Here is a 25,081-nt window from a genome sequence, read left to right as displayed (position 1 = left end):
CTCAACGATTGTACGTCCGCTCGATGGATATCACCATGCGGACGGTCGTGCTGTTTCTGTGCGTTGTGACGTTAGGAGGATGCCAGCGTGAGGAGCGCGAATTGCGGCCGGATCCTCCTGTTACCGACGCATTGGACAAGATTGCGCTGTCGCCGAACCGCATCGGGGGCGCACCACCGCAGGTCTATTTCGCGCTGAACAAGCCTTACGAGTCCAACGCCTACAATCTCAGCCAGGGCAAGCGGCTCTACACCTGGTTCGGCTGCAAGAGCTGCCATGGCGATGGCCAGGGCGGCATCGGTCCTTCCTTTCTGGACGGCTGGTGGCTGTACGGCCCCGAGATGGTCTCGATCGTCGCCTCGATCCGCGACGGACGTCCGCACGGCATGCCGGCTTTCAAAGACAAGATGACGACCGATCAGATCTGGCAGCTCGCCGGATATGTGCAGACCATCGGCGCCTATTCGGCGAAGACCGCAGCTCCATCGCGCAACGACGAGAAGCAGACCCGGCCTGCCGAGAACCGCGCTCCGGCCGCGATCCTGTTCGATGAAGGGCCGACACCGGTTCATCCCGACCAAGGACCGACGCCGTGATCCGGCTTGCTCGGGTCAGCCTCCTGCCGGCCTGTACGCTGCTCGCGGGCTGCAACAACTGGCAGTCGGCCCTCAACGCGCACGGCCCCTCCGCAGTCAGCCTGAAGCAACTGATCATCTTCATCGTCGCGATCTGCTCGATCGTGTGGGCGCTGGTGATGGTTGCCATGATCCATGCGCTGTGGCGGCGACGCGGCGAATGGCGCCAACCGACCGAGCTGGCGCCCCCGCGCGAGCGCCGAATGAGTTACGTCGTCAGCGCCGCCGTCGGCGCGACCACGATCATCATCGCCGTCTTCACCCTCACGAGCTTCTTCACGACACATGCGCTGACCGTCGCCGGACCGGACGATCTCACCGTCCGCATCCGCGGCCTGCAATGGTGGTGGAGCGTGGAATATGTCGGTCCCGATCCGTCGCGCCGTTTCGAGACCGCCAACGAGATTCACGTTCCCGTCGGGCGCAATGTGCACCTGCTGCTCGAAGGCGACGATGTGATCCATTCGTTCTGGGCGCCGAGTCTCGCCGGCAAGCAGGACCTGATTCCCGGACGGCTCAACGAGCTCACGTTCCGCGCCGATCACGCCGGCACCTACCGCGGACAATGCGCCGAATTCTGCGGGATGCAGCATGCGCATATGGCGTTTCTCGTCATTGCGGAGGAGCCCGCCGATTTCGAGCGCTGGGCGGAGGCGCAGCGTGCGCCGGCTGCACAGGCATCGGACGAAGCAAGTGCGGCTGGCCATGACGTGTTCATGGCCAAGGCTTGCGCCGGCTGCCACACCATCCGGGGCACAAAGGCTGCCGGCACGCCTGGTCCCGATCTCACTCACGTTGGTGGCCGCCGAACCATCGCGGCCGGGCTGCTCGAGACCACACGCGGCTCGCTCGCAGCCTGGATCGCCGATCCACAGACCCTCAAGCCCGGCAACAATATGCCGCTGGTGCCGCTGACGCCGGACGAACTGCGCGCGGTCTCCGCCTACCTGGCGAGCCTCAAATGACCGATGATGCCGTCCATTCGGAAACGCTGGACACCGAGCTGCAGCGCGATGATCTTCAGGACGCGCTCGCGCACACCTGGAAGACCGAACCCGGCTTCTGGGGCGCGCTGACCACCGTCGATCACAAGATCATCGGCCGCCGCTACATCTTCACCGCCTTCCTGTTTCTCGTGCTGGGCGGCGTACTCGCACTCGCGATGCGGCTTCAGCTCGCGCAGCCCGAAGGGCGCATGATCGGACCGGATCGCTTCAATCAGATCTTCACGATGCATGGCGCGAACATGATGTTCCTGTTCGCCGTGCCGGTCATGGAGGCGATGGGCGTCTACCTCGTGCCGCTGATGGTCGGCACCCGCAACATCGCCTTTCCAAGGCTCAATGCGTTCTCCTACTGGATCTATCTCGCCGGCGGCCTCTTGCTCTGGATCGCCTTTGCGCTCGACATGGGCCCCGACGTCGGCTGGTTCGCCTATGTGCCGCTGTCCGGCCCGCAATTTGGTGCCGGCAAGCGCTCCGACATCTGGGCGCAGATGATCACCTTCACCGAGCTGTCCGCGCTCGCGGTCGCGGTCGAGATCGTCGTCACCGTGTTCAAGCAGCGCGCACCCGGCATGTCGCTCGAGCGCATTCCCCTGTTCGTCTGGTCGATGCTGGTGACGTCCTTCCTTGTGATCATGGCAATGCCCGCCATCATGGTTGCGAGCACCAGCCTGATCCTGGACCGGCTGGTCGGCACGCATTTCTTCAATCCGGCCGAAGGCGGCGACGTGCTGCTGTGGCAGCATCTGTTCTGGTTCTTCGGCCATCCGGAAGTCTACATCATCTTCCTGCCAGCGGTCGGCATGGTCTCTACCTTGGTCGCGACCTTCGCCCGGCGTCCGGCGTTCGGCTATCTCGCGCTTGTCATGGCGGTGGTCGCGACCGGCATTCTCGCCTTCGGCCTCTGGGTCCACCATATGTTCGTCACCGGATTGCCGCGGCTCGGCGAGAGCTTCTTCACGGCGTCCAGCATGGCGATCGCCATTCCCGCCGGCATTCAGATCTTCTGCTGGATCGCAACGCTATGGGACGGCCGGCCGGTGTTCACGACGCCGCTGTTGTTCGTGATCGGCTTCATCGTCACCTTCGTGATCGGCGGACTCACCGGCGTCATGGTCGCGTCCGTGCCGTTCGACACCCAGGTGCACGACACCTACTTCGTGGTCGCGCATTTCCATTACGTGCTGATCGGCGGCGCGGTGTTTCCGCTGCTTGGCGCCGTCTACTACTGGTTTCCCAAGATCACCGGACGGATGATGAGCGAGCGGCTCGGGCGCTGGGCCTTCTGGCTGATCTTCGTCGGCTTTCACCTCACCTTCTTCCCGATGCACATTCTCGGGCTCGAGGGCATGCCTCGGCGGATCTACACTTATCAGCCCGACCTGCCCTGGCATGGCCTGAACCTGTTCATCAGCATCAGTGCCGGCATTCTCGCACTCGGCTTCCTAATTTTCTTCATCGATGCCATCATCAGCGCGCGCTCCGGCCCTCCGGCCGGCGATAATCCCTGGGATGCGCCGACATTGGAATGGGCCACGGCGTCGCCGCCGCCGGCCTATAATTTCACCCAGATCCCCGTGGTGGACAGCGCCAATCCGCTATGGGACCAAGCGGGCGTGCTCAACGTCGCCAGCGGCCTACGAACCAACCGCCGTGAGATCGTGGTGACCACGATCACGACAGCTCAGCCGCAAGCCCGCGAGTCCTCGCCGCGCAACTCGATCTGGCCGCTGCTCGCCGCGATCGCGACCACCGTCATGCTGATCTGGTCGATTTTCTCGCCCTGGGCGGTGGTGTGGGGCTCGATCCCGGTCGCCATCACTCTGATCGGCTGGTTCTGGCCAACCGGCGCGCCGGAGGACAATGCATGAAGCAACGCACCGTGCTCGATATATCCATGCTGCCCCTGCACGGGCTCGGGGCTGCCAGCGTGACCTGGTGGGGCACGCTGGGTTTCATGCTGATCGAGGGCAGCGGCTTTGCCCTGGTCATTGCGGTCTATCTCTACTTGATGAGCCTCGCACCAAGCTGGCCCTTGAACGCGCCACCGCCGGATCTCTTGCCGGGAACGCTGGTCACGATCGTCCTGCTCATCAGCCTGGCTCCGAACATTCTGCTGTCGCGCTGGGCCGAGCAGCAGGATCTACGCAAGGTGCGAATCGGCATGATCGTGATGTCCGTGCTCGGAATCGTGCCGCTGATCATCCGCGTGTTCGAGTTTCCGGCGCTGCACATCAAGTGGGATACGAACGCCTATGGCTCGATCGTGTGGACGCTGCTCGGGCTGCATACCACGCACATCCTCACCGACCTCGTCGACACGCTGGTGCTGGCTGTGCTGATGTTCACCGGGCACGGCGGTAATCCACGGCGGTTCGGCGACGTACAGGACAACGCCATGTATTGGAACTTTGTCGTCGGTACGTGGCTTCCGCTCTATGGCTGCATCTACTGGTTGGCGAGGCTGTGAGAAGGCCATGAGACTGCCAAGCACATCGGCGAAATTGATGGCCTGGGCTGGCCTTGTGATCGGCGGCGTCGCCTGGGCCATCAACACCCAGCTCGGCGAAATGCTGCCGACCGCGGATTGCATCGGCCGACATCACCTCTCGGCCATCATCTCCTTTGCAGGCGCATTCGCCGTGCTCGCGTGCGGTGGCATGTCCTGGTCTCTCGATCATCGGCCGTCCATCGGCGATGACCACAGCCTGCCCTTCGCCTCGCGGCTCAGCGCGCTGGCGGCTCTGGTCTTCACCTTCGCGCTTCTGATGCAGGGCGCGGCCTCATTGGTACTGAGCGGATGCGAACGCTGATCCTCCTCGCGCTTGTCACGGCCACGTTCGGCCGAGCCGCCCACGCGCATGGCGAGGCGGCGAATGACTTACATGCGGTCTGGACCTTCGATCCTTGGATCGTCGCTCCGCTCGTCATGGTCGCGGTCCTCTACGGCGCCGGGAGCTGGCGGCTGCGATCGCGCGGCAGGCGCGGGAAAATGCCGGGCCTGCGACCTCTGGCCTTTTGGTTCGGCTGGATCAGCCTCGGCGCTGCGCTGACCTCACCGCTGCATTGGCTCGGCGAGCACCTCTTCACCTTCCACATGATCGAACATGAGATCCTGATGGCGATCTCGGCGCCTCTGATGGTCGCGGCGCGTCCGCTCGGAATCATGCTATGGGCGCTGCCCCGCGCGTCGAGATGGCAGACGGCGGCCCTCCTGCGCAGCTGGCCGGTTCGCGGCATTTGGCGCGCGCTTGCAAGCGGCGGCACGGCCACCCTGCTCCATGGTGTCGCGATCTGGATCTGGCACGCGCCGCTGCTCTTCGATGCCGTGGTCGAGAACATCATGTTGCATCGGCTGCAGCATGTCAGCTTCTTCGCGTCAGCCGTGCTGTTCTGGTGGGCGGTGCTCTGGCGCAGCCCGGCCGGGGCCGCGGCCTGGCACGTCTTCATCACCATGTTGCACACCAGCGTGCTGGGCGCGTTGATGGCACTGGCGCCGCGCGTGCTCTATGGCGCGCAGACCGCGGCCGCGGCCCATTGGGGCCTGACGCCCCTCGAGGATCAGCAGCTTGCGGGCGTCATCATGTGGGTGCCGGCAGGCACGATCTACGCCGGCGCGGCATTGGCCTTGCTGGCGCTTTGGATTCGCCGTTCCAGCGATCAGGCGAGGCAAGCCGATGTCCTCCGTCCGCTCTAGATCGGTCTGGCTCGCAAGCCTGATCGCCATTGTGTGCGTGGTCACCGCGGTCGGCGGCGGCATGGCCTGGTCGGCGCGACGACAGGCCGAGCGCGTCGCCCGCGCGATGACGGGCGGCGATCCCGCACGTGCCCACGACATCATGCGCCGCTACGGCTGCGGCGGCTGCCATACCATCCCAGGTCTTGCCGGCGCCGACGGCCAGGTCGGACCGCCGCTGACCGGGCTCGTTCACCGGATCTATGTCGGCGGTGTCGCCAACAACTCCCCTGACAATCTGATCAAATGGATCGTATCGCCGCAGACATTCACACCGCGCTCGGCGATGCCAGCGACCGGGATCACCGAGGCCGAAGCGCGCGATGTTGCCGCCTATCTCTACGCGCAGTGATGACCTGCGCAGCGACGGCCCTTCACGGCCTTTCCGTCGGCCGCGCCGGCAACGACTTGATATAGGCCGCGATCGCATCGCGATCCGCCTGCGACAGCTGGGCCGTGTTGGTGACCACGTCAGCCATCGATGATCCGACCCGGCCATGATCAGGCGTATTGCCTGACATCAGCATCTCCGCGAGATCGGCCTGGGACCAATGGCCGATCCGCGCCGGCGTGATGTTCGGATAGAACCCCGTTCCGACCGGATCCCGTCCTCCGGCGAAGCGCGTCTTGTCCTTGATGCCGCCGAACGCATCTCGCGAGGAGTGGCATTCGGCGCAATGTCCGGCAGCTTCCACCAGATAGCGTCCGCGATTCCATTGCTCGTCATGCGCCGGATCTGGCGCGATCTTGCCCGGCCGGAAATAGAGCAGCTTCCAGAAGCCCAGGAAGCGGCGGATCGAGAACAGAGGATTGATGTCATGCGGTGGCGCACGGCCGGACACTGCCGGCAAGCTGCGCAAGTAGGCCAGGAGATCGGCAACATCCTCGATCGTCAGATGTGCGTAGCTCGAATAAGGAAAGACCGGATAGTAATGACTGCCGTCCGGCGACACGCCACTGAGCAGCGCGTTGGCGAGGTCCTTTGTGGTCCAGGCGCCGATGCCGTCGGTCGGATCACTTGAAATGTTCGGCACACGAAAGGTTCCGAAAGGCGAGGCCAACGCAAGCCCTCCCCCGAGCCGCAACCGATCCTCCTGTCCCGGCGAGGCGTGACAGGATGCGCAATCCCCGGCCAGGAACACCTGCTCGCCTCTCCTCGCATCGCCGGCCTGATCGAACAGCGATGTACTGTCAGCAGTGAAGGCCGGTCGCGGCGCGGTCACCAGCCAGCCAATCGCAGCAATGATACCGACGATACAAGCGGCGCAGGCCGCCCAAACCAAAGCAGTGATCCATGGTCTCCGCACGCGCTGCTCGCTCCCGCTTCGGAACCGAAAACGCCCGCAGGCGCCAGCCGTTCCGGAACAAATGAGCCGAGACTGGGCGCATCTGTCGGCAGCCAAGTTCCGCCATCGAAATCCGTTCGACTAACCCTTGTTAGAGACGGGCACCCCCGATTGGATCACACTCGTTCCGGATACGGAGCTCGAGAGGCAGAACCAGATCGTATCATTTGATCTTCTGGCCTCAAGCAGGTTCGCCTACGCTCGTTCGATTGGGCGCAAGCGAAGATACGATGGGATCCCGAGGCGCAAGGCTACTATTTGCGAAATTACTACATATGAGATCAAGATCTGCCACCGAGCAGCGCTGCGTCCCTGCCGACGGTACCAGCGACAGTTCAGCTGACGGCCGCATAGGTTAAGGACATGCAGACTGGTTTTGCGTTTACACGATTTGCCGACCGCCTGACGAGTGTTGCGGAGCTGTCGAGCGACGATCTCGAGCTGCTCGCACGCATGCCGAGCGCCATCAGGCACTTCTCCTCGCATGACGAGATCAGGCGGCGCGGCGAGCACGCGAGCGAATGCTGCCTTCTGCTGCAGGGCTATACGTGCTGGAAGGACGCGGATCATTCCGCCGGTCAGATCACGTCCATTCACGTTCCCGGCGACGTTCCCGACCTCTACACGACATTGTCACCGCGCGTCGATGCGCGCCTGTGTGCGCTAGGACCGGCCGTCGTTGCCTTTGTCCCGCACGCGTTTTTCCGCGATCTCGGCGCGCAATCGGAACGCATGGCTCACGCGCTGTCATTGCTGGCGCTGGCGGATATCGCATGCCTGCGCAACTGGCTCGTCATCCTTGGCAGCTGCGAATCCCTGGCGCGTGCCGCTCACCTGATCTGTGAGATCACGGTCCGGCTCCGCGCCGTCGGGCTTGCGCGCGATGACCGCTTTCCATCGCCGTTCACGCAATCAGACCTCGCAGCGATCTGTGGCATATCCCCTGTTCATGCTAATCGCACGATTCAGGATCTACGGCGCAAGGGCCTGCTGCAATGGCAATCGCGGATGATCACGATTACCGATTGGCCGGGGCTTGTCCGTCTGGCCGGATTCAAGCCCGATTATCTTCGGTTGCGGCAACCAGTCCTTCAGCCGGAACCGCGCTCCTCTGAGCCGCAGTCGAACGGCGCAGAGATGCCCTTCTCGGCGCTGTGAACCGCGCCTGCAATGCCGCTGTGAGCTCGGCGATGACGCTGCTCCAGTCACCCATCCTGTGCTGACGGAATAGCCGCGCGTGCGGATACCAATAGGTCCGGCTCCCCGTGGCGGGCCAGCGCCAGTCGCAATCCGCATGCAGCATGACCCAGGTCTCACGCCCCAGCGCCGCTGCAAGGTGCGCGACCATGGTGTCGACTGAGATCACGAGGTCGAGAGTCTGCAGCCGGGACGCGAGAATCTCCACGTCGGAGGTGCTGATGTCGACGGCGCCGATGCCGGCGATATCGGAGGCCGGCGCCTCACGCTGGAGCGAGAACAGTTGAACGCCGGGCAGCGCCAGACTGCGCAGTGCGGACGCCGGCACCTCGCGTCGCTTGTCCCAGTCACCGACCCGCCAGACCAGGCCGACAGTGCAGGCGCCGTCGCGCGCCCGCGCGGCGGGCTGCGCGGACGCTGCGGTCAGATAGGGGCATCGCACGTGCACGAGATCACGTCCCGCGCGCAAGGCATGGGGCAGCTCCATGATCTCGATATCGACGTCGAAGGGGACCTCAGGCGTTCCGTCGTGGAGCGCCATCACCCTATCGACGCCTGGCACCCGCGCAATCATCCCGACCAAATTCGGCTGGCACCAGACTGTCACCTCGCGGGCGATCCCTTTCAGCGCGGGGAGGAAGCGCGCGAACTGAATGGTATCGCCGAGGCCATGATAGCAGCGCACCAGCACGGATTGGCCGGCGAGCGGCTCGCCGCGCCAGATCCGCTGCAGATGCCGCGGTCCCTCGTGCTTGGGAGGTCCCTCCTTGCACAGACGAGCAAGGTCGCGATCCGCGATGGCCCATGCCGCGGCGAAATCGCCTGTGCGCATCGCCGCAACCCAATCGCTCCCGGCCGGTTCGCCTCTGGCCGCGGAACTCACGCGGCGCGGCGGACGAATTTGTGGAATCGGCTGATTTTCCCGTCCTTGGTCCGGTCCTGATAGAGGAACGCGAGCTCGGACTCGTCGAACTTGCGGAAAAACTCGTCCCAGTCGATCGGATCGAGCGCGGCCTCCTTCGGCCCGAAATCGATGCGGAGGATGCCGGCGTGCCCATCTTCTTCCGTTGCCTTGACGGTGGCCGGACGGCCGCCGCGCGCATCGGCCCATTTCCGGATCGTGTCATGATCAGTGGTGGTTTCGCTGTCGCTCATGGCGGACCTCCTCAAATCGTTACGCGATCGCGCAGTGGAGCTGCGACGTCTCTCGGCATCCAAACGCAACAGCCGCGAATTTGTTCTTACGACCACGTGCCGGCCCGCCAGGGGCGCCGCCTCAAGCATCATCTTCTTCATCTTCATCAAAGAAGCAGATCGTTCCTGAGAGATGCTCGGTGAATCTAACCTGGATTAAGCTTTTTTGTTTTTTCCCGCGGGATTGGAGCACGCGTCCGGCGTAGCCTCGCGATCCGAGGAACGAACGTCACGGGGACACGTTCGCGAACGTACTTACGTTTGACCTCGAAGCCGCCAGTGGAGCACGGCCATCCATGCATTCTCGACTTCAAGACAGACGCAGGGTCCGCGTCGGCATCGTCGGCCTCGGCAATTGCGCCAGTTCCTTCGTTCAGGGGCTCACGCATTATCGCGACGCCAAGGCCAATGAGCCTGTCCCCGGCCTGATGAATGTGGATCTCGGCGGCTATCACATCGGTGATATCGAGATCGCCTCCGCATTCGATGTCAATGCGGGCAAGGTCGGACGCGACGTGGCCGACGCGATCTGGGCCGCGCCGAACAACACGCATCGCTTTGCAGCGGTCGAGCGCACTGGCGTCACTGTCCAGCGCGGTCCCGTCCTCGACGGCATCGGCCAGTATTTGCAGGACGATGTCCCGATCTCCCCCGAGCCCGAGGCCGACGTCGCCGATGTGCTGATGAAGTCGCGCACCGACGTCGTCGTGTCCTATCTGCCGGTCGGCTCGCAGAAAGCGACCGAATGGTATGCCGCGCAGGCCATCGAGGCCGGCTGCGGCTTCGTCAACTGCATTCCGGTGTTCATCGCGTCCGATCCGGCCTGGCGCCAGCGCTTTAGCGATGCAGGCCTGCCGATCATCGGCGACGACATCAAGAGCCAGGTCGGCGCAACCATCCTGCACCGGATGCTCGCGAACCTGTTTCGCGAGCGCGGCGTGCGGCTCGACCGCACCTATCAGCTCAATGTCGGCGGCAACAGCGATTTCAAGAACATGCTGGAGCGGTCCCGCCTGACCTCGAAGAAGATCTCGAAGACGCAGGCCGTCACCAGTCAACTCGATGTGCCGCTGGAGGCCGACAATGTCCATGTCGGGCCGAGCGATCACGTCCCTTGGCTGACCGATCGCAAGCTCGCTTATATCCGGCTCGAAGGAACGACCTTTGGCGGCGTGCCGTTGAGCGCCGAGGTCAAGCTGGAGGTCTGGGACTCGCCGAATTCGGCCGGCGTCGTCATCGACGCCGTGCGCTGCGCGAAGCTCGCGCTCGACCGCGGCATCTCCGGCGCGCTGACGGGGCCGTCGAGCTACTTCATGAAGTCACCGCCGCAGCAATTCACCGACGACGAAGCCCGCCTGCGTACGCGCGCCTTCATCGACGCCAAGAATTGACCTCGGGAATTGAGAGAGCGGCGATGCCGACCACCATCCATCTCGTCCGTCATGGCCACCACGCATTGCTCGGCCGCGTCTTGTGCGGCCGCATGGCCGGCGTCGAGCTCGACGAACAAGGCCGCAGCGCCATGGCTGCCTGCGCCGAACATCTTGAGCCGGCGCCGTCGATCATCCAGTCGAGCCCGCAGCCCCGCGCCATGCAATCGGCCGATATCCTAGCGGAGCGCTTTCATCTCGCAGTCGATGTCGCCGCCGACGTCGACGAGATCGATGTCGGCGACTGGACTGGCCGCAGCTTCCACGAGCTGGCGGATGATCCAGCCTGGCGGCATTGGAATGCGCATCGCGGCGCGAGCACCCCACCGCGGGGCGAAAGCATGCAGGCCCTGCAGTCGCGGATGATCGGTCATATCGAGGCGCTCTGCCTCGAGCGACCAGGTGAGACCGTCGCCATCGTCAGCCATGCCGAGCCGATCCGGGCGGTCGTGCTGCACTACGCGCGCATTCTGCTCGATGACTTCCTGTCGATCGACATCGATCCGGCCAGCATCACCACACTGGTCGACGGCGACGGTGGCGTCAAGCTCCGCAATGTCAATCAAAGGGTGGCGGCGTGAAGATCGTCATTTTCGGCCTTACCATCTCCTCGTCCTGGGGCAACGGCCATGCCACGCTGTGGCGCGGCCTGTGCAAACATCTGATCCGCGCCGGGCACGACATCAGTTTCTTCGAGCGCGACGTTCCCTATTATGCCGGTGCTCGCGATCTGCCGGAGCTGCCGGGTGGCCGCCTCGTGCTCTATCCCACATGGTCGGAGGTCGAACAGGCCGCGCGCGCTGCCATCGAGGATGCCGACGCCGTCATCCTCACCTCCTACTGCGCCGATGGATTGGAAGTGACGGAGCTGATCCTCGATCGGCCGCGGCCGCTCAAGATCTTCTACGATCTCGACACGCCCGTGACGCTGGCGCGGCTGCAGGCCGGCGAGCGGCTGTCCTATATCGGCGCTGGTGGGCTCGCCGGCTTCGACCTCGTGCTGAGCTTCACCGGAGGGCCCCGCCTGGTCGAGGAATATCGCAAGAAGCTCGGTGCCCGGCAGATCAAGCCGCTCTATGGCCACGTCGATCCCGACATTCACCATCCCGTGGCGCCGCAGCCGCACTATCGCGCCGACCTGTCTTATCTCGGGACCTATTCAGATGATCGGCAGCGCGCGGTGGAGGAGCTGTTCGTGCATCCAGCCCGCGCGCGGCAGGATCTGCGCTTCCTGATCGGCGGCGCGCAATATCCGCACGATTTCCCCTGGTCGCCGAACATCTATTTCGTCCGTCATCTGCCGCCGGCCGAGCATGCGGCATTCTTCGCATCCTCGCGCCTGACGCTGAACGTGACGCGACAGGCGATGGCGGCGATGGGTTGGTGCCCCTCCGGACGCCTGTTCGAAGCGGCCGCCTGCGGCGCTCCGCTCATCAGCGATCGCTGGGACGGCATCGAGCAGTTCTTCTCGCCCGGTGAAGAGATCCTGCTCGCTGGTAGCACGAAGGATACGCTCGCCGCCCTCACTCAGGATGATCATGCGCTCGCGCGCATCGCCCGGCATGCGCGCGAGCGGACGCTGGACGAGCATAGTTCGGCAAAGCGCGCGCAGGAGCTGATTGCGCTGCTGGAACAGAGCAGTAGCGACAGCCACTCCCATCTTGCCGTCGAGGAGGCCTGACATGTGGGGTATCGTACCGGCGGCAGGCCGTGGCAGCCGCATCCAGCCTCTGGCATTTTCCAAGGAACTGCTGCCGGTCGGCAGCCGCAGCGATCATGGCGTCGATCGCCCATGTGCGGTGTCGGAATATCTGCTCGAGCGCTTGATCCTTGGCGGTGCCGACAAGATCTGCTTCGTGATCTCGCCGGGCAAATCCGACATCCTGGAATATTTCGGCGATCGTTATGGCAGCGCGCAGCTCGCTTATGTGGTGCAGCCGGATGCCGCCGGCCTCTGCGACGCCGTGTTCCGCGCCTCCACCGTCATTGGCGACCGCGAGGACGTTCTGGTCGGTCTGCCCGACACGGTGTGGTTTCCGAAGTCTGCGCTTGGCACGCTGCCCGATGCCGATCTCTCGTTCCTGCTGTTCCCGGTCGATCACCCCGAATTCTTCGACGCCGTCGTCTTGAACGGCGAGCGCGTCAAGCAGATCCAGGTCAAGACGGCGAAGGCAGAGTCGAACTGGATCTGGGGTGCGTTTCGGATGTCCGCGTCCGGCTTCCGCGACCTGCACACGCTGTGGCAGCAGCGCAATCGCACCGATGAATATTTCGGCACCCTGGTGAACAGCTATCTCGACGCGGGCGGATCCGCGCTCGGCATCAAAGCCGGCGAATCCTACGTCGATGTCGGCACCATCAACGGCTACCGCACCGCAATCGCGCTTTTGGCGGCGAGGCAGGATGGCCACGAACCGCGGCCCATGGTGCGGCCCGCCACGGCGCCGGATGCCATGATGGCTTCGACGTTCGACGGAGGCCTTGCATGAGCCAGGCCGTGCTCTCCCGCGACGAGATCCAGCGCCGCATCGACGCGCTGGGTCCATGGTTTCACAATCTCGATCTCAATGGCGTGCCGACAGCGCCGTCGCATTTTCTCGGCGACTACCCGAACGTGAAATGGCGCCGCTTCGCAGAGGTCATCCCGTCCGATCTGACCGGAAAATCCGTGCTCGATATCGGCTGCAACGCCGGTTTCTACGCCATGGAGATGAAACGACGTGGCGCCGAACGGGTGCTCGGGCTCGACACCGATGACGACTATCTCGCGCAAGCCCGCTTCGCCGCCGACGTCAACGGACTGCAAATCGAGTTTCGCAAGCTCTCGGCATACGACGTCGGCGAGCTGCGCGAGCAGTTCGATCTCGTGATCTTCATGGGCGTGCTCTACCACCTGCGCCATCCCCTGCTCGCGCTCGATCTGATCCATGAGCACGTCGTGCGTGATCAGATGCTGTTCCAGTCGATGCTGCGAGGCCAGGCCCGTGTCGACCCGGTCGCGCGGAACTACGACTTCTGGACCACGGCCCAGTTCGACAGCCCCGGCTATCCGAAGATGCATTTCATCGAGCACAAATATGCCGATGATCCCACCAATTGGTGGGCGCCAAACCGCGCCTGCGTCGAGGCCATGCTGCGCAGCGCCGGCTTTGCCGTGATCGCCCATCCCGAGGACGAGGTCTATCTTTGCCGAAAGGTCGCGCGGCCGCAGAGCGATGGACCTGTGTATCCGGCGCGAGGTGCCGCATGATCGAGGCTGCCAAGATCTGGAATGAACCCAACAACAAGTCGCACTGGGATATTCAGCTCGACCCTGATTGGGCGCGTTTCGCCGAGACGGCGATCGCCGCCGGCAAGGCGATCCGCTCGGCCCATTCGAGCCTGCCGCGCGTGCTCGGCGGCATCTCGCCGATCGATCCGGCCTTCATCAACAACATGCAGGCGCGCGGTGTGCTCGATCATGTCGACGCCGTTGCCGTGCACGGCTTCCCGCTCGATTGGAACCTTTGGAAGATCGACGAATGGCCGGCCAAGCTCGCGGAGATCCAGGCATTGGTTGCGTTGCCGGTCTGGGTGACCGAGGTCGGCGTCTCCTCGTTCGGTGCGGACGAGGTGCAGGCATGGGGGCTACGGCGAACCACAGAGCTGCTCAATGGCCGCACGCCCCGGGTTCATTGGTACAGTCTCTATGATCTGCCGACGGCCTGGGAGGCGACCACCCGACACAAGGAGGCCGAAGGCTCCTCCTATTATCGTCATTTCCATATGGGACTGCTGCGCGAGGACGGCACGCCGAAAGCCGCCGCGGAGCTGTTTCCGCAATACGCATCCGCCATCGGCCTCTGCCAGTGGTTTCATTTCGAGGATCACCGGCTGGGCGAGGCCGTGCGCTGGCTGCGCCGCCTCGGCGTTCGCCATCTGCGGACCGGCCTGTCCTGGGCCGACAGCTTTCGTCCCGACGCGCTGGCCTGGTTCGATCGGCAGATGGAGGCGCTCGCCGAATTCGACGTTACCGTGACCTTCTGCTTCACGCCGGAGCATCGCGGCATCGCTCCGCATCACACCAGCCCGCCGCTCGACGTCAATGAGTTCGCCGATTTCTGCGCCGGCATGATCGCGCGCTATTGCGCACGCACAGGCGTTGCAGAAACCAGACCGGCGAGCATGGAGCCGACGCTATGCGCGCCGTAATCGCAGTCATGGATTCGGTCGGCATCGGCGGTGCTCCCGATGCGGCGCGCTATGGCGATGATGGTGCCAACACGATCGGCCACATCGCTGAAGCCTGCGCCGCTGGTCTTGCCGACGGACCAAAGCGCACCGGGCCGCTGCAGCTGCCGCATCTGGTCGCCCTTGGCCTCGGCGAGGCCTGCCGGCTGGCCAGCGGCCGTTGCCCACCGGGCCTTGAACGCCAAGGAACGCTCAAAGGGCAATTCGGCTGCGCCAGCGAACACTCTCGGGGCAAGGACACGCCATCCGGCCATTGGGAGATCGCCGGCGTTCCCGTTCCCTTCGAATGGAACACCTTCCCGCAAACAGTTCCGGCCTTTCCTGCGGAACTGACCGCAGCGCTCTGTAAGCAAGCCGAGCTGCCTGGCATCCTCGGCAACTGTCATGCCTCGGGCACCGAGATCATCGCCCGCTTCGGTGACGAGCATATGAGGACAGGCCAGCCGATCTGCTACACTTCGGCAGACAGCGTGTTCCAGATCGCCGCGCATGAGGGCACGTTCGGCCTGGAACGTCTCTATGAGATCTGTCTGATCGCGCGCCGCCTGCTCGATCCGCTGAATGTCTGCCGCGTGATCGCGCGGCCTTTCATCGGCGATACGCCCGAAAGCTTCAGACGCACCGCACACCGTCGCGACTTCGCCGTTCCCCCGCCGGAGGAGACGCTGTTCGACGCAGCTCAAGCCGATCACCGATCGGTGGTCTCGATCGGGAAGATTGACGACATCTTTGCGCATCGCGGCACCGGGCGAAACTTCAAGGGCGACGGCAATGATGCGCTGTTCACGGCAATGCTGAAGGGCCTGGGCGAGCTCGACGACGGCGGGCTGCTGTTCGCCAATTTCATCGATTTTGACACCTTGTACGGGCATCGGCGCGACATATGCGGCTATGCGACGGCGCTGGAGGATTTCGACGCCCGGCTGCCGGAGTTGTTGAACGTGTTGAACAAGGACGACCTGCTCGTCATCACCGCCGATCACGGCTGCGATCCGACTTGGCACGGCACCGACCACACGCGCGAGCGGGTCCCGATACTGGTCGTCAACGGTGACGTCCGTGGCTCCATCGGATCTCGCGACGGGTTTGCGGACATCGGAGCGACGGTCGCACGGCATCTGAAGCTCGCCCCAGCGCGCCACGGTCACGCTTTCTGGTGACGCGCACCCCGCTCATTCACCTGGTTTATTGATCTAGGTTAGAGAAATTTTTGTTTGTACGTCAGGTAGGAACGATCATTCGCTGCGCTGCTTCTCCAAAGGAAAGTACGTCACGCCGGTTCCACCGCCGAACTGAATGATCATCCTGAGGAGTTTCTGCGCATGGCTCGTGTCCTGATTACCGGAGGCGCAGGGTTCATCGGCTCGCATGCAGCCGATGCGCTCATCGATTCCGGATATGATGTCCGGCTCCTCGACGCGCTGGCACCTCAGGTGCACGGCCCGAGCCGTGAGCGTCCCCGCTATCTGCATCCCGAGGCGGAGCTGATGGTCGGCGATGTCACCGACGCGCTTGCGGTCGAGCGCGCGCTGCGTGGCGTCGACCTCGTGCTGCATCTGGCGTCCAGTGTCGGCGTCGGCCAGAGCATGTATGACATCGAGTCCTATGTGCGGACCAATGAGCTCGGCACGGCCGTGCTGCTGCAGGCGCTGGCGAACCGGCCGGTCAAGCGCCTCGTCGTCGCGTCCTCCATGAGCATCTACGGCGAAGGCGCCTGCCGCGCCGCAGACGGGTCGCTGGTCGCGCCGGACGAGCGATCGATTGCGCAGCTCAAGCGCGGCGTCTGGGAGCTCCTCGATGCATCTGGACAGGCGCTTGAACCGGTGCCGACGCCGGAGAGCAAGCAGCCCGCGCTGAGCTCGATCTATGCACTGAACAAATACGCGCAGGAACGGATGTGCCTGATCACCGGCAAGGCCTATGGCATCCCGACGTTGGCATTGCGCTTCTTCAATGTGTTCGGGCCGCGCCAGGCCCTGTCCAATCCCTACACCGGCGTGCTCGCGATCTTCGCCGCACGGCTGCTCAACGACCGGCCGCCGCTGGTGTTCGAGGATGGCCTGCAGCGGCGCGATTTCGTGCATGTCCATGACGTCGCCCGCGCCTGCCTGCTCGCGCTCGAAAGCGAGCATTCGGATGACGTCTTCAACGTCGGATCCGGTGTCAGCCGCAGCATCCTATCGGTGGCCAACGATCTTGCCCGCGTGATGGGGCGCTCGCAGATGACGCCCCAGATCACGGCGAAATACCGCGCCGGCGATATTCGCCACTGCTTCGCGGACCTGACCAAGAGCGCCAGCCTGCTGGGTTTCGTACCTCGCGTACGCTTCGAGGACGGGCTGGATGAGCTCGCGCGCTACCTGGCCGATCAGATTGCCGACGACCAGGCCGAGAAGGCGACCGAAGAACTGCTGCGGCGGGGACTTGTCGCATGATGAACATGACCCGCGACAACAAGCCTGTCCTCATCACCGGCGGCTGCGGCTTCATCGGCTGCAACCTGGCCGATCGGCTCGCGACGCGCGGCGATCAGGTTGCGGTTCTCGACAATCACGCCCGCGCAGGTGTGCGCGAGAACGCCCAATGGCTGAAGTCACGCCATGGCGACCGCATCGCCATCGTGACGGGCGATGTGCGCGATTCCATCCCCGTCATCGAGCTCGTGCGCGAGGCAAAGGCGGTCCTGCACCTTGCCGCACAGGTCGCGGTCACATCGAGCGTGGACGATCCGGTCGACGATTTCGAGATCAATGCCCGCGGCACCTTGAACGTGCTCGAAGCCGTGAGGCTCCACAATCCCTGCGCACCGGTGCTGTTCGCTTCGACCAACAAGGTCTATGGCCGGCTGATCCGCGACAACCAAATCGCCCGCATCGATCAACGCTATCAGCCGATCGATCCCGTGCTCGCAGCCGGCGTGTCCGAAGCCGCGCCGCTCGATCTCTACAGCCCCTATGGATGCTCGAAGGGCGCTGCCGACCAGTATGTGCACGATTACGCACGGGTGTACGGCTTGCGGACTGCGGTGCTGCGGATGAGCTGCATCTATGGCCCCAGGCAGTTTGGCAACGAGGATCAGGGCTGGATCGCGCATTTCCTGCTCTCGGCGCTGCGCGGCATGCGACTTACGATCTATGGCGATGGCTGTCAGGTGCGCGACGCGCTCTTCGTCGGCGATGCCGTCGAGGCCTGGCTTGCCGTGCTCGACAACATCGAGACCACACGCGGACGTGTCTTCAACCTTGGCGGCGGCCCCTCCAACGCCGTCAGCCTGCTCGAGTTGATCGCGCTGATCTCGCAGGGTTCCGGCGCCAAGATCCAGTTCGGCTTCGCCGACTGGCGGCCGGGCGATCAGCCCTGGTACGTGACCGATGTCAGTGCACTGACGGCGGCTACCGGCTGGCAGCCGAAGACGCCGCTTGTCACGGGGCTGGGCGCCCTCCAGAGCTGGTTGACGGCGCGCTTCATGCAGCAACGTGGGCAGGAGGCGCTGGCATGACCCGCGTCGCCCTCGTCAATCCCAACTGGACTTTTGACGGCAGCATCTATTTCGGCTGCCGCAGCCCGCATCTGCCGCTCGAGCTCGGCATCTCGCAGCACCATCTGCGCGAAGCCGGTCACGCCACGCTGCTGCTCGACGCGCACATGTTCGACCTGTCGCTCGCGGACATTCACGCAGAGCTGATCGCGTTTCGGCCAGACATGATCGTGCTGACCACGGCGCCGACCTATCTGTTCTGGCGTTGTGCGCCGCCCGAGCTGCGCGTGCCTCAAGAGCTTGTGCTATCGCTGCGCGACATTGCCGCCACGCTGGTTGCGGTCGGGCCGCACGGCTCGACCACACCCCGAATGACGCTGCGGAAACTTGGGGTCACCTTCGTCCTGATGGGCGAATGCGAGGAAGGCCTGCTGCGGCTGGCGAACGGCGAGCGCGACTTTGCCGGCCTGTGCTTCGCAGATCCTGCCGGCATCATCCACGTCAATGGCGGTCCGTTAGCTGCTGACTTCGTCGGCCAACCCGTGCTGCAATGGCCGGACGAGATGATCCGGCGGCACCATCATCATCACCATCGTTTCGAAGCCGCCCCGATCGGCCCCGGCGCCGAGGTCGAGGCCTCGCGCGGCTGCCCCTATCATTGCACGTTCTGCGCCAAGGACAATTTCCGCAATGCCTATCGCAAGCGGTCGCCCGCCATGATCCTCGATGAGGTCGACCGGCTGCGCGGGCAAGGCGTCGAATACATTTATTTCATCGACGAGATCTTCCTGCCCAATGCCGAACTGCTGGAAGGCCTGGTTGCACGCGGCTTGAAGTTCGGCGTCCAGACCCGGATCGATCTGTGGAAACCGCCGATGCTGGAGCTATTGGGCCGCGCTGGCTGCGTCTCGATCGAAGCCGGCATCGAAAGCCTCACACCGGAAGGACGTGCGGCGCTCGCCAAGAACTGCCGGATGAGCACCGACGAACTCGCTGACCGGCTGGTCGAGGCACGACGGCACGTGCCGTTCGTGCAGGCCAATCTGATCGAGATGCCGCAGGATGATGATCCCGCCGTGCAGCGCTGGCGCGAGCGCATGCAGGAGGCCGGCGTCTGGGCCAACGATCCGGTGCCGCTCTACCCCTATCCGGGATCTCCCGACTACCAGAAGCTCTGGGGCGCGCCCGACGACCGCGCCTGGGAACGCGCGCACGCGCACTATCTCGCGCAGTTCAACCAGTTCAGCGATGTGCAGAACGAACGGCCGGTGCCGCTGACAGCGCTCGAATTGCAGGTCGTGCCATGAGCAGGCTGTCGTCCACCCGCATCCTGATGACGACCGACACCGTGGGCGGTGTCTGGAGCTATGCGACCGCGCTTGCCAACCGTTTGGCGAGCTTTGGCGCGGAGGTTCATCTCGTCACGCAGGGACCACAGCCGAGGGCCGATCAGCGCGCGATGCTCGACCCGACAAAGATCCACCTGATCGAAACGGATCTGGCGCTGGAATGGCAGGATCCCGAGGCTGCCGATCTCGATCGGGCGCGCCGAGCGCTGAGCCGGCTCGATCAAGAGATCCGGCCCGATATCATTCATCTCAACAGCTATCGCGAGGCGACGTTTGAGTGGCATGCGCCAGTGGTGCTGGTTGCGCATTCCTGCGTCAATTCCTGGGGCCAAGCCTGCCATGATACGACCTTTCTCGCCGAGCCGCGCTGGCAGCGCTACAGCCAGCTCGTCGCGGCTGGGCTCGGCAAGGCCTCAGTCTGGGTCGCGCCAACCTGCGCCTTCGGCGAGACCATCGCAAACCTCTATCGTCCGCCACGGCCCGGTGTGTTGATCTGGAACGGCTTCACGCCTGCGTTCCAGAGCATCATGCCCAAACAGCCTCTCATCCTGGCCGCCGGCCGGATGTGGGACAAGGCGAAGAACCTCGCGGCGCTTGCGGCCGTTGCTGATGCGGTGCCGTGTCCTATCGAGGTGGCAGGCGCGGGCGCCGAGCCGGGCCAGCAGAACCTTCCAATCCACTTGCTCGGTGAATTGCCGCAGGCCGAGCTCTGGCAGCGGATGCTCGGCGCGGCGATCTTCGCAAGTCCTGCTTTGTACGAACCATTCGGCCTATCGGTGCTGGAAGCCGCTGCAGCCGGCTGCGCGCTCGTGCTGGCAGATATTCCGACGTTCCGGGAGCTATGGCAGGACGCGGCGATCTTTGTCGCGCCCGCCGATGAGAACGCGCTGCGAAGCGCACTGTCTTGGCTTGCAGCCGATGCGGATGCCTGCACCGCCCTGCAGCGCGCGGCGCGGCGGCGCGCTCGCCGCTATACGGTCGGACGAATGGCGACGCGCTATGCCGAGCTCTACCTCGACCTGCTCGGTCAACGCTCAACCCAACCTCTTGTCGAGTCCTGCGCATGAAGTGTGTGTTCTTCTATCATGCATTCTCGTCCTGCTGGAACAACGGCAATGCGCATTTCCTGCGTGGTGTCGCCCGCGAGCTCGCCGCGCTCGGCCATGAGGTCGTCGTCTACGAACCCGCCGACGGCTGGAGTCGGCAAAATGCCGTGCGCGACGGCGGCAGCGCCAGCCTTCGCGAAGTCCTGGCCTTGTTTCCCGGTGTAAACGTTCGGCTCTACGACAAGGCGCTGGATCTTGACGCTGCGCTCAATGGCGCCGATGTCGTCCTGGTCCACGAGTGGAACGAGCCGGATCTCGTCAGGAGGATCGGCCGGCGCCGCATGGCGGGTGGCAGGTTTGCGCTTCTGTTTCACGACACGCACCACCGCGCGGTGACGGCGCCGCACGAACTCGCCCGCTTCGATCTGAATGGCTATGACGGCGTGCTCGCCTTCGGCGAGGTGCTGCGGCAGATTTATCTCACGCTCGGCTGGGCCAACCGCGCCTTCACCTGGCACGAAGCGGCCGACGCCGCGCTCTATCGGCCCCTGCCGCAGAGCCGACCACGGCACGATCTGGTCTGGATCGGCAATTGGGGCGATGAGGAGCGCAGCGCCGAACTGCGGCAATATTTGATCGAGCCGGTCGCTACGCTCGGACTCGATGCCATCATCTACGGCGTCCGCTATCCAGCGGACGCGCTCGATGTCATCGAGGCCGCGGGCATCCACTTTGGCGGCTGGCTGCCGGCGCATCGCGCGCCGCAGGCCCTTGCCGATGCGCGTGTCACCGTGCACGTGCCGCGCGCGCCCTATGCCCATTCGCTAAAGGGCATTCCGACCATTCGCATGTTCGAGGCAATGGCCTGCGGCATCCCGATCGTCTCGGCTCCATGGGAGGACGTCGAGGCGCTGTTTCCCGAAGGCACCTATCTGCGCGTCGGCAGCGGCGCGGACATGCAGCGGGCACTCCGCCGGCTGCTGTCGGACCACGAGCTGGCATCGGCAATGGCGGCAAGGGCCCGTGCAGCCGTGCTCGCAAGCCACACCTGCCGTCATCGCGCCGAGCAATTGCTGCGCATCGTGAGCACGCTGGACCGCTCACCAGGAAGCACGGCACCGGCCGAACTCGAGGGAGTTGCGTCGTGAAGATCTGTTTCTTCGGTTCGAGCCTGGTGTCGTGCTACTGGAATGGTGCCGCGACCTATTATCGCGGCATGCTCAAGGAAATCGCTGCCCTCGGCCACGACGTCACCTTCTACGAGCCCGACGCGTTCGAACGGCAGGCCCATCGCGACATCGAGGATCCGGCCTGGGCCAAGGTCGTCGTCTATCCGGCCACGCCGGATAGCTGGCAAAGGATGGTCGCGCAGGCCGCGCAATCGGCCGATCTCCTGATCAAGGCCAGCGGCGTCGGCGTATTCGATGCCGAGCTTGAAGATGCCATCGCGACCGTGCCGTCCAATGCTGCGCGGATCTATTGGGATGTCGACGCGCCCGCAACGTTGGATGCGATCGCGCTCGATCCCCACCATCATCTTCGCAAGGCCATTCCTCGCTATGATGCGGTGCTGACCTATGGCGGTGGTGATCCCGTCGTGAGAGCCTATCGCGCGGCCGGCGCCCGCGATTGCGTGCCGATCTACAACGCGCTCGATCCGGCGACGCACCACCCGGCGCTCCCGAAGCCGGCCTTTGCCGCCGACCTCAATCTGCTCGCCAACCGCTTACCCGACCGCGAGACCCGGATCGAGCGCTTCTTCATCGACGCCGCCTCGCATCTTCCACAGCAGCGCTTCGTGCTCGGCGGCGCCGGCTGGGACGGCAAGCCCATGCCCGCCAATATCCGGACCGTTGGCCATGTGGGCACGGACGACCACAATGCATTCTTCTGCTCCGCGCGCGCGACGCTGAACGTCAATCGCGACAGCATGGCGCGCTACGGCTTCTCGCCGCCGACCCGCGTGTTCGAGGCCGCCGGTGCCGGCGCCTGCCTCATCACCGATGAGTGGCAGGGCATTGAACTGTTTCTCGAGCCGGACCGCGAGGTTCTGGTCGCCGCCGACGGCTCGGACGTCGCCGCTCATCTCGATGCGCTGTCGCCCGAACGTGCGCGCCTGATCGGCGAGCGCGGGCGCGCGCGCGTCCTCGCGCACCACACCTATCGGCACCGCGCGCGTCAATTCAACAACCTGCTCGAAGGCATGAACACCAGGATCGAGGCCGCAGAATGAACCTGAACATCGTCGTCATCGGGTTATCCGTCACGTCGTCCTGGGGCAACGGCCATGCCACCACCTACCGTGCGCTGCTCTCGGCGCTGGCACGGCGCGGCCACGCCGTGACGTTCCTGGAGCGCGACGTCCCCTGGTATCGCGATCATCGCGATCTCACCAAGCCCGACGGCTGGAGTGTGCACATCTATCAATCCCTGCAGGAGCTGCCGCGTCGTTACGGGCATCTGGTGCAAGACGCCGACCTTGTGATCATCGGCTCCTACGTTCCCGACGGCATCGCGATCGCCAATTGGGTCACGTCCCACGCGCGAGGGCTCACGGCGTTCTACGACATCGATACGCCGGTCACGCTGGCGGGGCTCGAACAGGGACTCGACTATCTTTCCCCCGCCATGATCCCGCGGTTCGACATCTATCTGTCGTTCTCGGGCGGGCCCGCGCTGACGATGATCGAGGACATCTACAGCAGCCCGATGGCACGGGTGCTCTATTGCAGCGCTGACGTCGATCTCTATCGGCCGAAGCGGGAGCCTCAGTGCTGGTCACTCGGCTACCTCGGCACCTACAGCGCAGATCGTCAGCCACAGCTCGAAAGCCTGCTGATCGAGCCGGCGCGCCGTCTCGCCAGCGAGCGGCTGGTGGTCGCCGGCGCGCAATATCCCGACAATCTCGTCTGGCCCGACAATGTGGAGCGGATCGCGCATGTCGCGCAGCATCGACATCCCGCGTTCTTCGCTGCGCAGCGCTTCACGCTCAATGTCACGCGCGCCGACATGCGGGCCCTTGGATTCTCGCCCAGCGTCCGGCTGTTCGAGGCGGCGGCCTGCGGCACGCCGATATTGTCCGATCACTGGCCCGGGCTCGAGACCATCTTCGTGCCGAACAGCGAGATTCTGGTCGTCGCCTCGCCCCGGGATGTGACGGATATCCTCGAGAACATGACTGACGACACAAGGCGCTCGATCGCCGAGCGTGCCCGCCGGCGGGTACTCCGCGAACATACGCCGGGCCATCGGGCTCAGCAGCTTGAGGATTATTACCGCGAGGCGCTCGCGCGCCGGTCCCGACCATCGCGGTGGTCTGCCGCGCGCGCAGCAAGTGAGGCCGCCGAACTGAAGCTGGGATTGTCATGAACGTTCAAATGCCCATTCATACCCGCCGCTCGCATAGGACACTCGTCGCCGGAGGCGCCGGTTTCATCGGCTCGCATATTTGCGACACGCTCTTGCAGCGCGGCGATACCGTGATCTGCCTGGACAATCTGCACACCGGTGCGATGCGCAACGTCCGGCCGCTGCTCAATCATCCGCACTTCCGCTTCATCGAGCACGACGTGCGGGAGCCGTTGCAGCTCGATGGGCCGATCGACCGCATCTACAATTTCGCCTGTCCGGCCTCGCCGCCGCATTATCAGCAGGATCCGGTCGGCACGATGAAGACCTGCGTGATCGGCACTTTGAACCTTTTGGAGCTGGCACGGCAAAAATCGGCGCGGATTCTGCAGGCGTCCACCAGCGAGGTCTATGGCGATCCGGAGGTGCATCCGCAACCGGAGAGCTATACTGGTCATGTCAACACGATCGGGCCGCGCGCCTGCTATGATGAGGGCAAACGCGCCGCCGAGACGCTGATGTTCGACTATCGCCGCATGCACGACCTGGAGATCAAGGTCGCGCGCATCTTCAACACCTATGGCCCGCGCATGCATGAGAACGACGGCCGCGTGGTGTCGAACTTCATCGTCCAGGCGCTGCGCGGCGCGCCGATCACGGTCTACGGCTCCGGCAGCCAGACGCGCAGCTTCTGCTTCGTCGACGATCTCGTGCGCGGTCTTGAAATGCTGATGGAGAGTCCGGCCGGCGTCACCGGTCCGGTCAATCTCGGAAATCCGCACGAGATGAGCATCGAGGCGATCGCGCGCGAGGTGCTCAACTGCACCAATTCGGTCTCGCCTCTGGAGTTCAAGCCGCTGCCGGTCGACGATCCCAAGCGGCGCAAGCCGCTGATCACGACGGCCGAAAAGCTGCTGGGCTGGCGACCGCGGATCCCGCTGCGCAAGGGGCTCGAAGCAACCGTCGCCTATTTCGCGCTGGAGGTTGCGGCTCACGATCCGGCGGCGACGAAGAAGCAGCCGAGCCCGTCGCGGCGGTCCGGTCGCACCCGGCTGACGCTCGCAAATTCGCAGCAAGCGCGCTGACGC

The 25,081-nt window shown here is 64.4% G+C and carries 26 protein-coding genes; 23 read left to right on the top strand and 3 right to left on the bottom strand.

Annotated features, from left to right (window positions below):
• Positions 1-35: 35 nt before the first annotated feature.
• From P6U24_RS08170 to P6U24_RS08140, 7 genes are read left to right on the top strand one after another with little or no spacing between them, the layout of a single operon-like run.
• Entirely contained in the window at positions 36-596 is a 561-nt protein-coding gene (locus P6U24_RS08170; protein ID WP_407158631.1) for a c-type cytochrome, read from the top strand.
• Positions 596-1,600: a cytochrome c oxidase subunit II gene (gene coxB, locus P6U24_RS08165; RefSeq protein WP_407160389.1), complete on the top strand. Its 1,005-nt coding sequence runs from the start codon at positions 596-598 to the stop codon at positions 1,598-1,600. Before P6U24_RS08170 ends, coxB begins: the two co-directional genes overlap by 1 nt.
• Positions 1,597-3,510: a cytochrome c oxidase subunit I gene (gene ctaD / locus P6U24_RS08160; RefSeq protein WP_407158630.1), complete on the top strand. Its 1,914-nt coding sequence runs from the start codon at positions 1,597-1,599 to the stop codon at positions 3,508-3,510. Before coxB ends, ctaD begins: the two co-directional genes overlap by 4 nt.
• Positions 3,507-4,109 carry a heme-copper oxidase subunit III gene (locus P6U24_RS08155; RefSeq protein WP_407158629.1) on the top strand — a complete coding sequence of 201 codons (603 nt, stop codon included), beginning with the start codon at positions 3,507-3,509 and terminating at the stop codon, positions 4,107-4,109. Before ctaD ends, P6U24_RS08155 begins: the two co-directional genes overlap by 4 nt.
• A gap of 7 nt (positions 4,110-4,116) precedes the next feature.
• Positions 4,117-4,452, top strand: coding sequence for a hypothetical protein (locus P6U24_RS08150; protein ID WP_407158628.1), 336 nt, complete (start codon positions 4,117-4,119; stop codon positions 4,450-4,452).
• Entirely contained in the window at positions 4,440-5,336 is an 897-nt protein-coding gene (locus P6U24_RS08145) for a cytochrome c oxidase assembly protein (protein WP_407158627.1), read from the top strand. Before P6U24_RS08150 ends, P6U24_RS08145 begins: the two co-directional genes overlap by 13 nt.
• Entirely contained in the window at positions 5,317-5,727 is a 411-nt protein-coding gene (locus P6U24_RS08140; protein WP_407158626.1) for a c-type cytochrome, read from the top strand. Before P6U24_RS08145 ends, P6U24_RS08140 begins: the two co-directional genes overlap by 20 nt.
• Before the next feature lie 22 nt (positions 5,728-5,749).
• Here the strand turns inward: P6U24_RS08140 and P6U24_RS08135 are convergent, their stop codons facing one another.
• Positions 5,750-6,658, bottom strand: a complete 909-nt coding sequence (locus tag P6U24_RS08135) for a c-type cytochrome (protein ID WP_407160388.1) — start codon at positions 6,656-6,658, stop codon at positions 5,750-5,752.
• A 426-nt stretch (positions 6,659-7,084) separates the two neighbouring features.
• Between P6U24_RS08135 and P6U24_RS08130 the strand changes: the two genes are divergently transcribed.
• Positions 7,085-7,879 carry a Crp/Fnr family transcriptional regulator gene (locus tag P6U24_RS08130; protein ID WP_407158625.1) on the top strand — a complete coding sequence of 265 codons (795 nt, stop codon included), beginning with the start codon at positions 7,085-7,087 and terminating at the stop codon, positions 7,877-7,879.
• On the opposite strand, the gene P6U24_RS08125 is transcribed toward P6U24_RS08130, so the two are convergent.
• The gene (locus P6U24_RS08125; protein WP_407158624.1) at positions 7,776-8,750 is read right to left on the bottom strand and encodes a hypothetical protein; all 975 of its coding nucleotides are present in this window, start codon (positions 8,748-8,750) and stop codon (positions 7,776-7,778) included. The genes P6U24_RS08130 and P6U24_RS08125 overlap by 104 nt on opposite strands.
• A gap of 47 nt (positions 8,751-8,797) precedes the next feature.
• A complete protein-coding gene (locus P6U24_RS08120) occupies positions 8,798-9,073 on the bottom strand; it encodes a hypothetical protein (protein WP_407160387.1) in 276 nt (91 codons plus the stop codon).
• Positions 9,074-9,408: 335 nt separating this feature from the next.
• Here P6U24_RS08120 and P6U24_RS08115 point away from each other — a divergent pair, with 335 nt between their 5' ends.
• The 15 genes from P6U24_RS08115 (at position 9,409) to P6U24_RS08045 (ending at position 25,078) form a co-directional block, all read left to right on the top strand.
• Positions 9,409-10,503, top strand: a complete 1,095-nt coding sequence (locus tag P6U24_RS08115) for an inositol-3-phosphate synthase (protein ID WP_407158623.1) — start codon at positions 9,409-9,411, stop codon at positions 10,501-10,503.
• Positions 10,504-10,526: 23 nt separating this feature from the next.
• On the top strand, positions 10,527-11,123 hold the full coding sequence (locus tag P6U24_RS08110; RefSeq protein WP_407158622.1) for a histidine phosphatase family protein: 597 nt from the start codon (positions 10,527-10,529) through the stop codon (positions 11,121-11,123).
• A complete protein-coding gene (locus tag P6U24_RS08105) occupies positions 11,120-12,223 on the top strand; it encodes a glycosyltransferase (protein WP_407158621.1) in 1,104 nt (367 codons plus the stop codon). The genes P6U24_RS08110 and P6U24_RS08105 overlap by 4 nt, the downstream gene beginning before the upstream one ends.
• A gap of 1 nt (position 12,224) precedes the next feature.
• Entirely contained in the window at positions 12,225-13,031 is an 807-nt protein-coding gene (locus P6U24_RS08100) for a nucleotidyltransferase family protein (RefSeq protein ID WP_407158620.1), read from the top strand.
• Positions 13,028-13,792: a TIGR04290 family methyltransferase gene (locus tag P6U24_RS08095; RefSeq protein WP_407158619.1), complete on the top strand. Its 765-nt coding sequence runs from the start codon at positions 13,028-13,030 to the stop codon at positions 13,790-13,792. The genes P6U24_RS08100 and P6U24_RS08095 overlap by 4 nt, the downstream gene beginning before the upstream one ends.
• Entirely contained in the window at positions 13,789-14,733 is a 945-nt protein-coding gene (locus P6U24_RS08090; RefSeq protein ID WP_407158618.1) for a beta-xylosidase, read from the top strand. Before P6U24_RS08095 ends, P6U24_RS08090 begins: the two co-directional genes overlap by 4 nt.
• On the top strand, positions 14,721-15,932 hold the full coding sequence (locus P6U24_RS08085; RefSeq protein ID WP_407158617.1) for a phosphopentomutase: 1,212 nt from the start codon (positions 14,721-14,723) through the stop codon (positions 15,930-15,932). Before P6U24_RS08090 ends, P6U24_RS08085 begins: the two co-directional genes overlap by 13 nt.
• Before the next feature lie 162 nt (positions 15,933-16,094).
• On the top strand, positions 16,095-17,207 hold the full coding sequence (locus tag P6U24_RS08080; protein ID WP_407158616.1) for an NAD-dependent epimerase/dehydratase family protein: 1,113 nt from the start codon (positions 16,095-16,097) through the stop codon (positions 17,205-17,207).
• The gene (locus P6U24_RS08075; RefSeq protein ID WP_407160386.1) at positions 17,207-18,271 is read left to right on the top strand and encodes an SDR family NAD(P)-dependent oxidoreductase; all 1,065 of its coding nucleotides are present in this window, start codon (positions 17,207-17,209) and stop codon (positions 18,269-18,271) included. The genes P6U24_RS08080 and P6U24_RS08075 overlap by 1 nt, the downstream gene beginning before the upstream one ends.
• Positions 18,268-19,557, top strand: coding sequence for a TIGR04295 family B12-binding domain-containing radical SAM protein (locus P6U24_RS08070; RefSeq protein WP_407158615.1), 1,290 nt, complete (start codon positions 18,268-18,270; stop codon positions 19,555-19,557). Before P6U24_RS08075 ends, P6U24_RS08070 begins: the two co-directional genes overlap by 4 nt.
• A complete protein-coding gene (locus tag P6U24_RS08065; RefSeq protein ID WP_407158614.1) occupies positions 19,554-20,666 on the top strand; it encodes a glycosyltransferase family 4 protein in 1,113 nt (370 codons plus the stop codon). Before P6U24_RS08070 ends, P6U24_RS08065 begins: the two co-directional genes overlap by 4 nt.
• Positions 20,663-21,793, top strand: a complete 1,131-nt coding sequence (locus tag P6U24_RS08060) for a glycosyltransferase (RefSeq protein WP_407158613.1) — start codon at positions 20,663-20,665, stop codon at positions 21,791-21,793. The genes P6U24_RS08065 and P6U24_RS08060 overlap by 4 nt, the downstream gene beginning before the upstream one ends.
• Positions 21,790-22,878 carry a glycosyltransferase gene (locus tag P6U24_RS08055; protein ID WP_407158612.1) on the top strand — a complete coding sequence of 363 codons (1,089 nt, stop codon included), beginning with the start codon at positions 21,790-21,792 and terminating at the stop codon, positions 22,876-22,878. The genes P6U24_RS08060 and P6U24_RS08055 overlap by 4 nt, the downstream gene beginning before the upstream one ends.
• On the top strand, positions 22,875-24,014 hold the full coding sequence (locus tag P6U24_RS08050; protein WP_407158611.1) for a glycosyltransferase: 1,140 nt from the start codon (positions 22,875-22,877) through the stop codon (positions 24,012-24,014). Before P6U24_RS08055 ends, P6U24_RS08050 begins: the two co-directional genes overlap by 4 nt.
• Positions 24,011-25,078 (top strand): UDP-glucuronic acid decarboxylase family protein, encoded by a 1,068-nt coding sequence (locus P6U24_RS08045; RefSeq protein ID WP_407158610.1) that lies wholly within the window; start codon positions 24,011-24,013, stop codon positions 25,076-25,078. Before P6U24_RS08050 ends, P6U24_RS08045 begins: the two co-directional genes overlap by 4 nt.
• Positions 25,079-25,081 lie beyond the last annotated feature (3 nt).

The sequence above is a fragment of the Bradyrhizobium sp. STM 3557 genome, assembly GCF_045571465.1.
Lineage (GTDB): Bacteria > Pseudomonadota > Alphaproteobacteria > Rhizobiales > Xanthobacteraceae > Bradyrhizobium.
Note: the sequence above shows the minus strand (reverse complement) of the source record. Positions and strands in the feature narration are given on the sequence as shown.

Coding starts and splice junctions, on each gene's coding strand:
- P6U24_RS08170 (WP_407158631.1), top strand. CDS start 36: ATGCGGACGGTCGTGCTGTTTCTGTGCGTTGTGACGTTAGGAGGATGC.
- ctaD (WP_407158630.1), top strand. CDS start 1,597: ATGACCGATGATGCCGTCCATTCGGAAACGCTGGACACCGAGCTGCAG.
- P6U24_RS08155 (WP_407158629.1), top strand. CDS start 3,507: ATGAAGCAACGCACCGTGCTCGATATATCCATGCTGCCCCTGCACGGG.
- P6U24_RS08150 (WP_407158628.1), top strand. CDS start 4,117: ATGAGACTGCCAAGCACATCGGCGAAATTGATGGCCTGGGCTGGCCTT.
- P6U24_RS08145 (WP_407158627.1), top strand. CDS start 4,440: ATGCGAACGCTGATCCTCCTCGCGCTTGTCACGGCCACGTTCGGCCGA.
- P6U24_RS08140 (WP_407158626.1), top strand. CDS start 5,317: ATGTCCTCCGTCCGCTCTAGATCGGTCTGGCTCGCAAGCCTGATCGCC.
- P6U24_RS08130 (WP_407158625.1), top strand. CDS start 7,085: ATGCAGACTGGTTTTGCGTTTACACGATTTGCCGACCGCCTGACGAGT.
- P6U24_RS08125 (WP_407158624.1), bottom strand. CDS start 8,750: ATGCGCACAGGCGATTTCGCCGCGGCATGGGCCATCGCGGATCGCGAC.
- P6U24_RS08120 (WP_407160387.1), bottom strand. CDS start 9,073: ATGAGCGACAGCGAAACCACCACTGATCATGACACGATCCGGAAATGG.
- P6U24_RS08115 (WP_407158623.1), top strand. CDS start 9,409: ATGCATTCTCGACTTCAAGACAGACGCAGGGTCCGCGTCGGCATCGTC.
- P6U24_RS08110 (WP_407158622.1), top strand. CDS start 10,527: ATGCCGACCACCATCCATCTCGTCCGTCATGGCCACCACGCATTGCTC.
- P6U24_RS08100 (WP_407158620.1), top strand. CDS start 12,225: ATGTGGGGTATCGTACCGGCGGCAGGCCGTGGCAGCCGCATCCAGCCT.
- P6U24_RS08095 (WP_407158619.1), top strand. CDS start 13,028: ATGAGCCAGGCCGTGCTCTCCCGCGACGAGATCCAGCGCCGCATCGAC.
- P6U24_RS08090 (WP_407158618.1), top strand. CDS start 13,789: ATGATCGAGGCTGCCAAGATCTGGAATGAACCCAACAACAAGTCGCAC.
- P6U24_RS08085 (WP_407158617.1), top strand. CDS start 14,721: ATGCGCGCCGTAATCGCAGTCATGGATTCGGTCGGCATCGGCGGTGCT.
- P6U24_RS08080 (WP_407158616.1), top strand. CDS start 16,095: ATGGCTCGTGTCCTGATTACCGGAGGCGCAGGGTTCATCGGCTCGCAT.
- P6U24_RS08075 (WP_407160386.1), top strand. CDS start 17,207: ATGAACATGACCCGCGACAACAAGCCTGTCCTCATCACCGGCGGCTGC.
- P6U24_RS08070 (WP_407158615.1), top strand. CDS start 18,268: ATGACCCGCGTCGCCCTCGTCAATCCCAACTGGACTTTTGACGGCAGC.
- P6U24_RS08065 (WP_407158614.1), top strand. CDS start 19,554: ATGAGCAGGCTGTCGTCCACCCGCATCCTGATGACGACCGACACCGTG.
- P6U24_RS08060 (WP_407158613.1), top strand. CDS start 20,663: ATGAAGTGTGTGTTCTTCTATCATGCATTCTCGTCCTGCTGGAACAAC.
- P6U24_RS08050 (WP_407158611.1), top strand. CDS start 22,875: ATGAACCTGAACATCGTCGTCATCGGGTTATCCGTCACGTCGTCCTGG.
- P6U24_RS08045 (WP_407158610.1), top strand. CDS start 24,011: ATGAACGTTCAAATGCCCATTCATACCCGCCGCTCGCATAGGACACTC.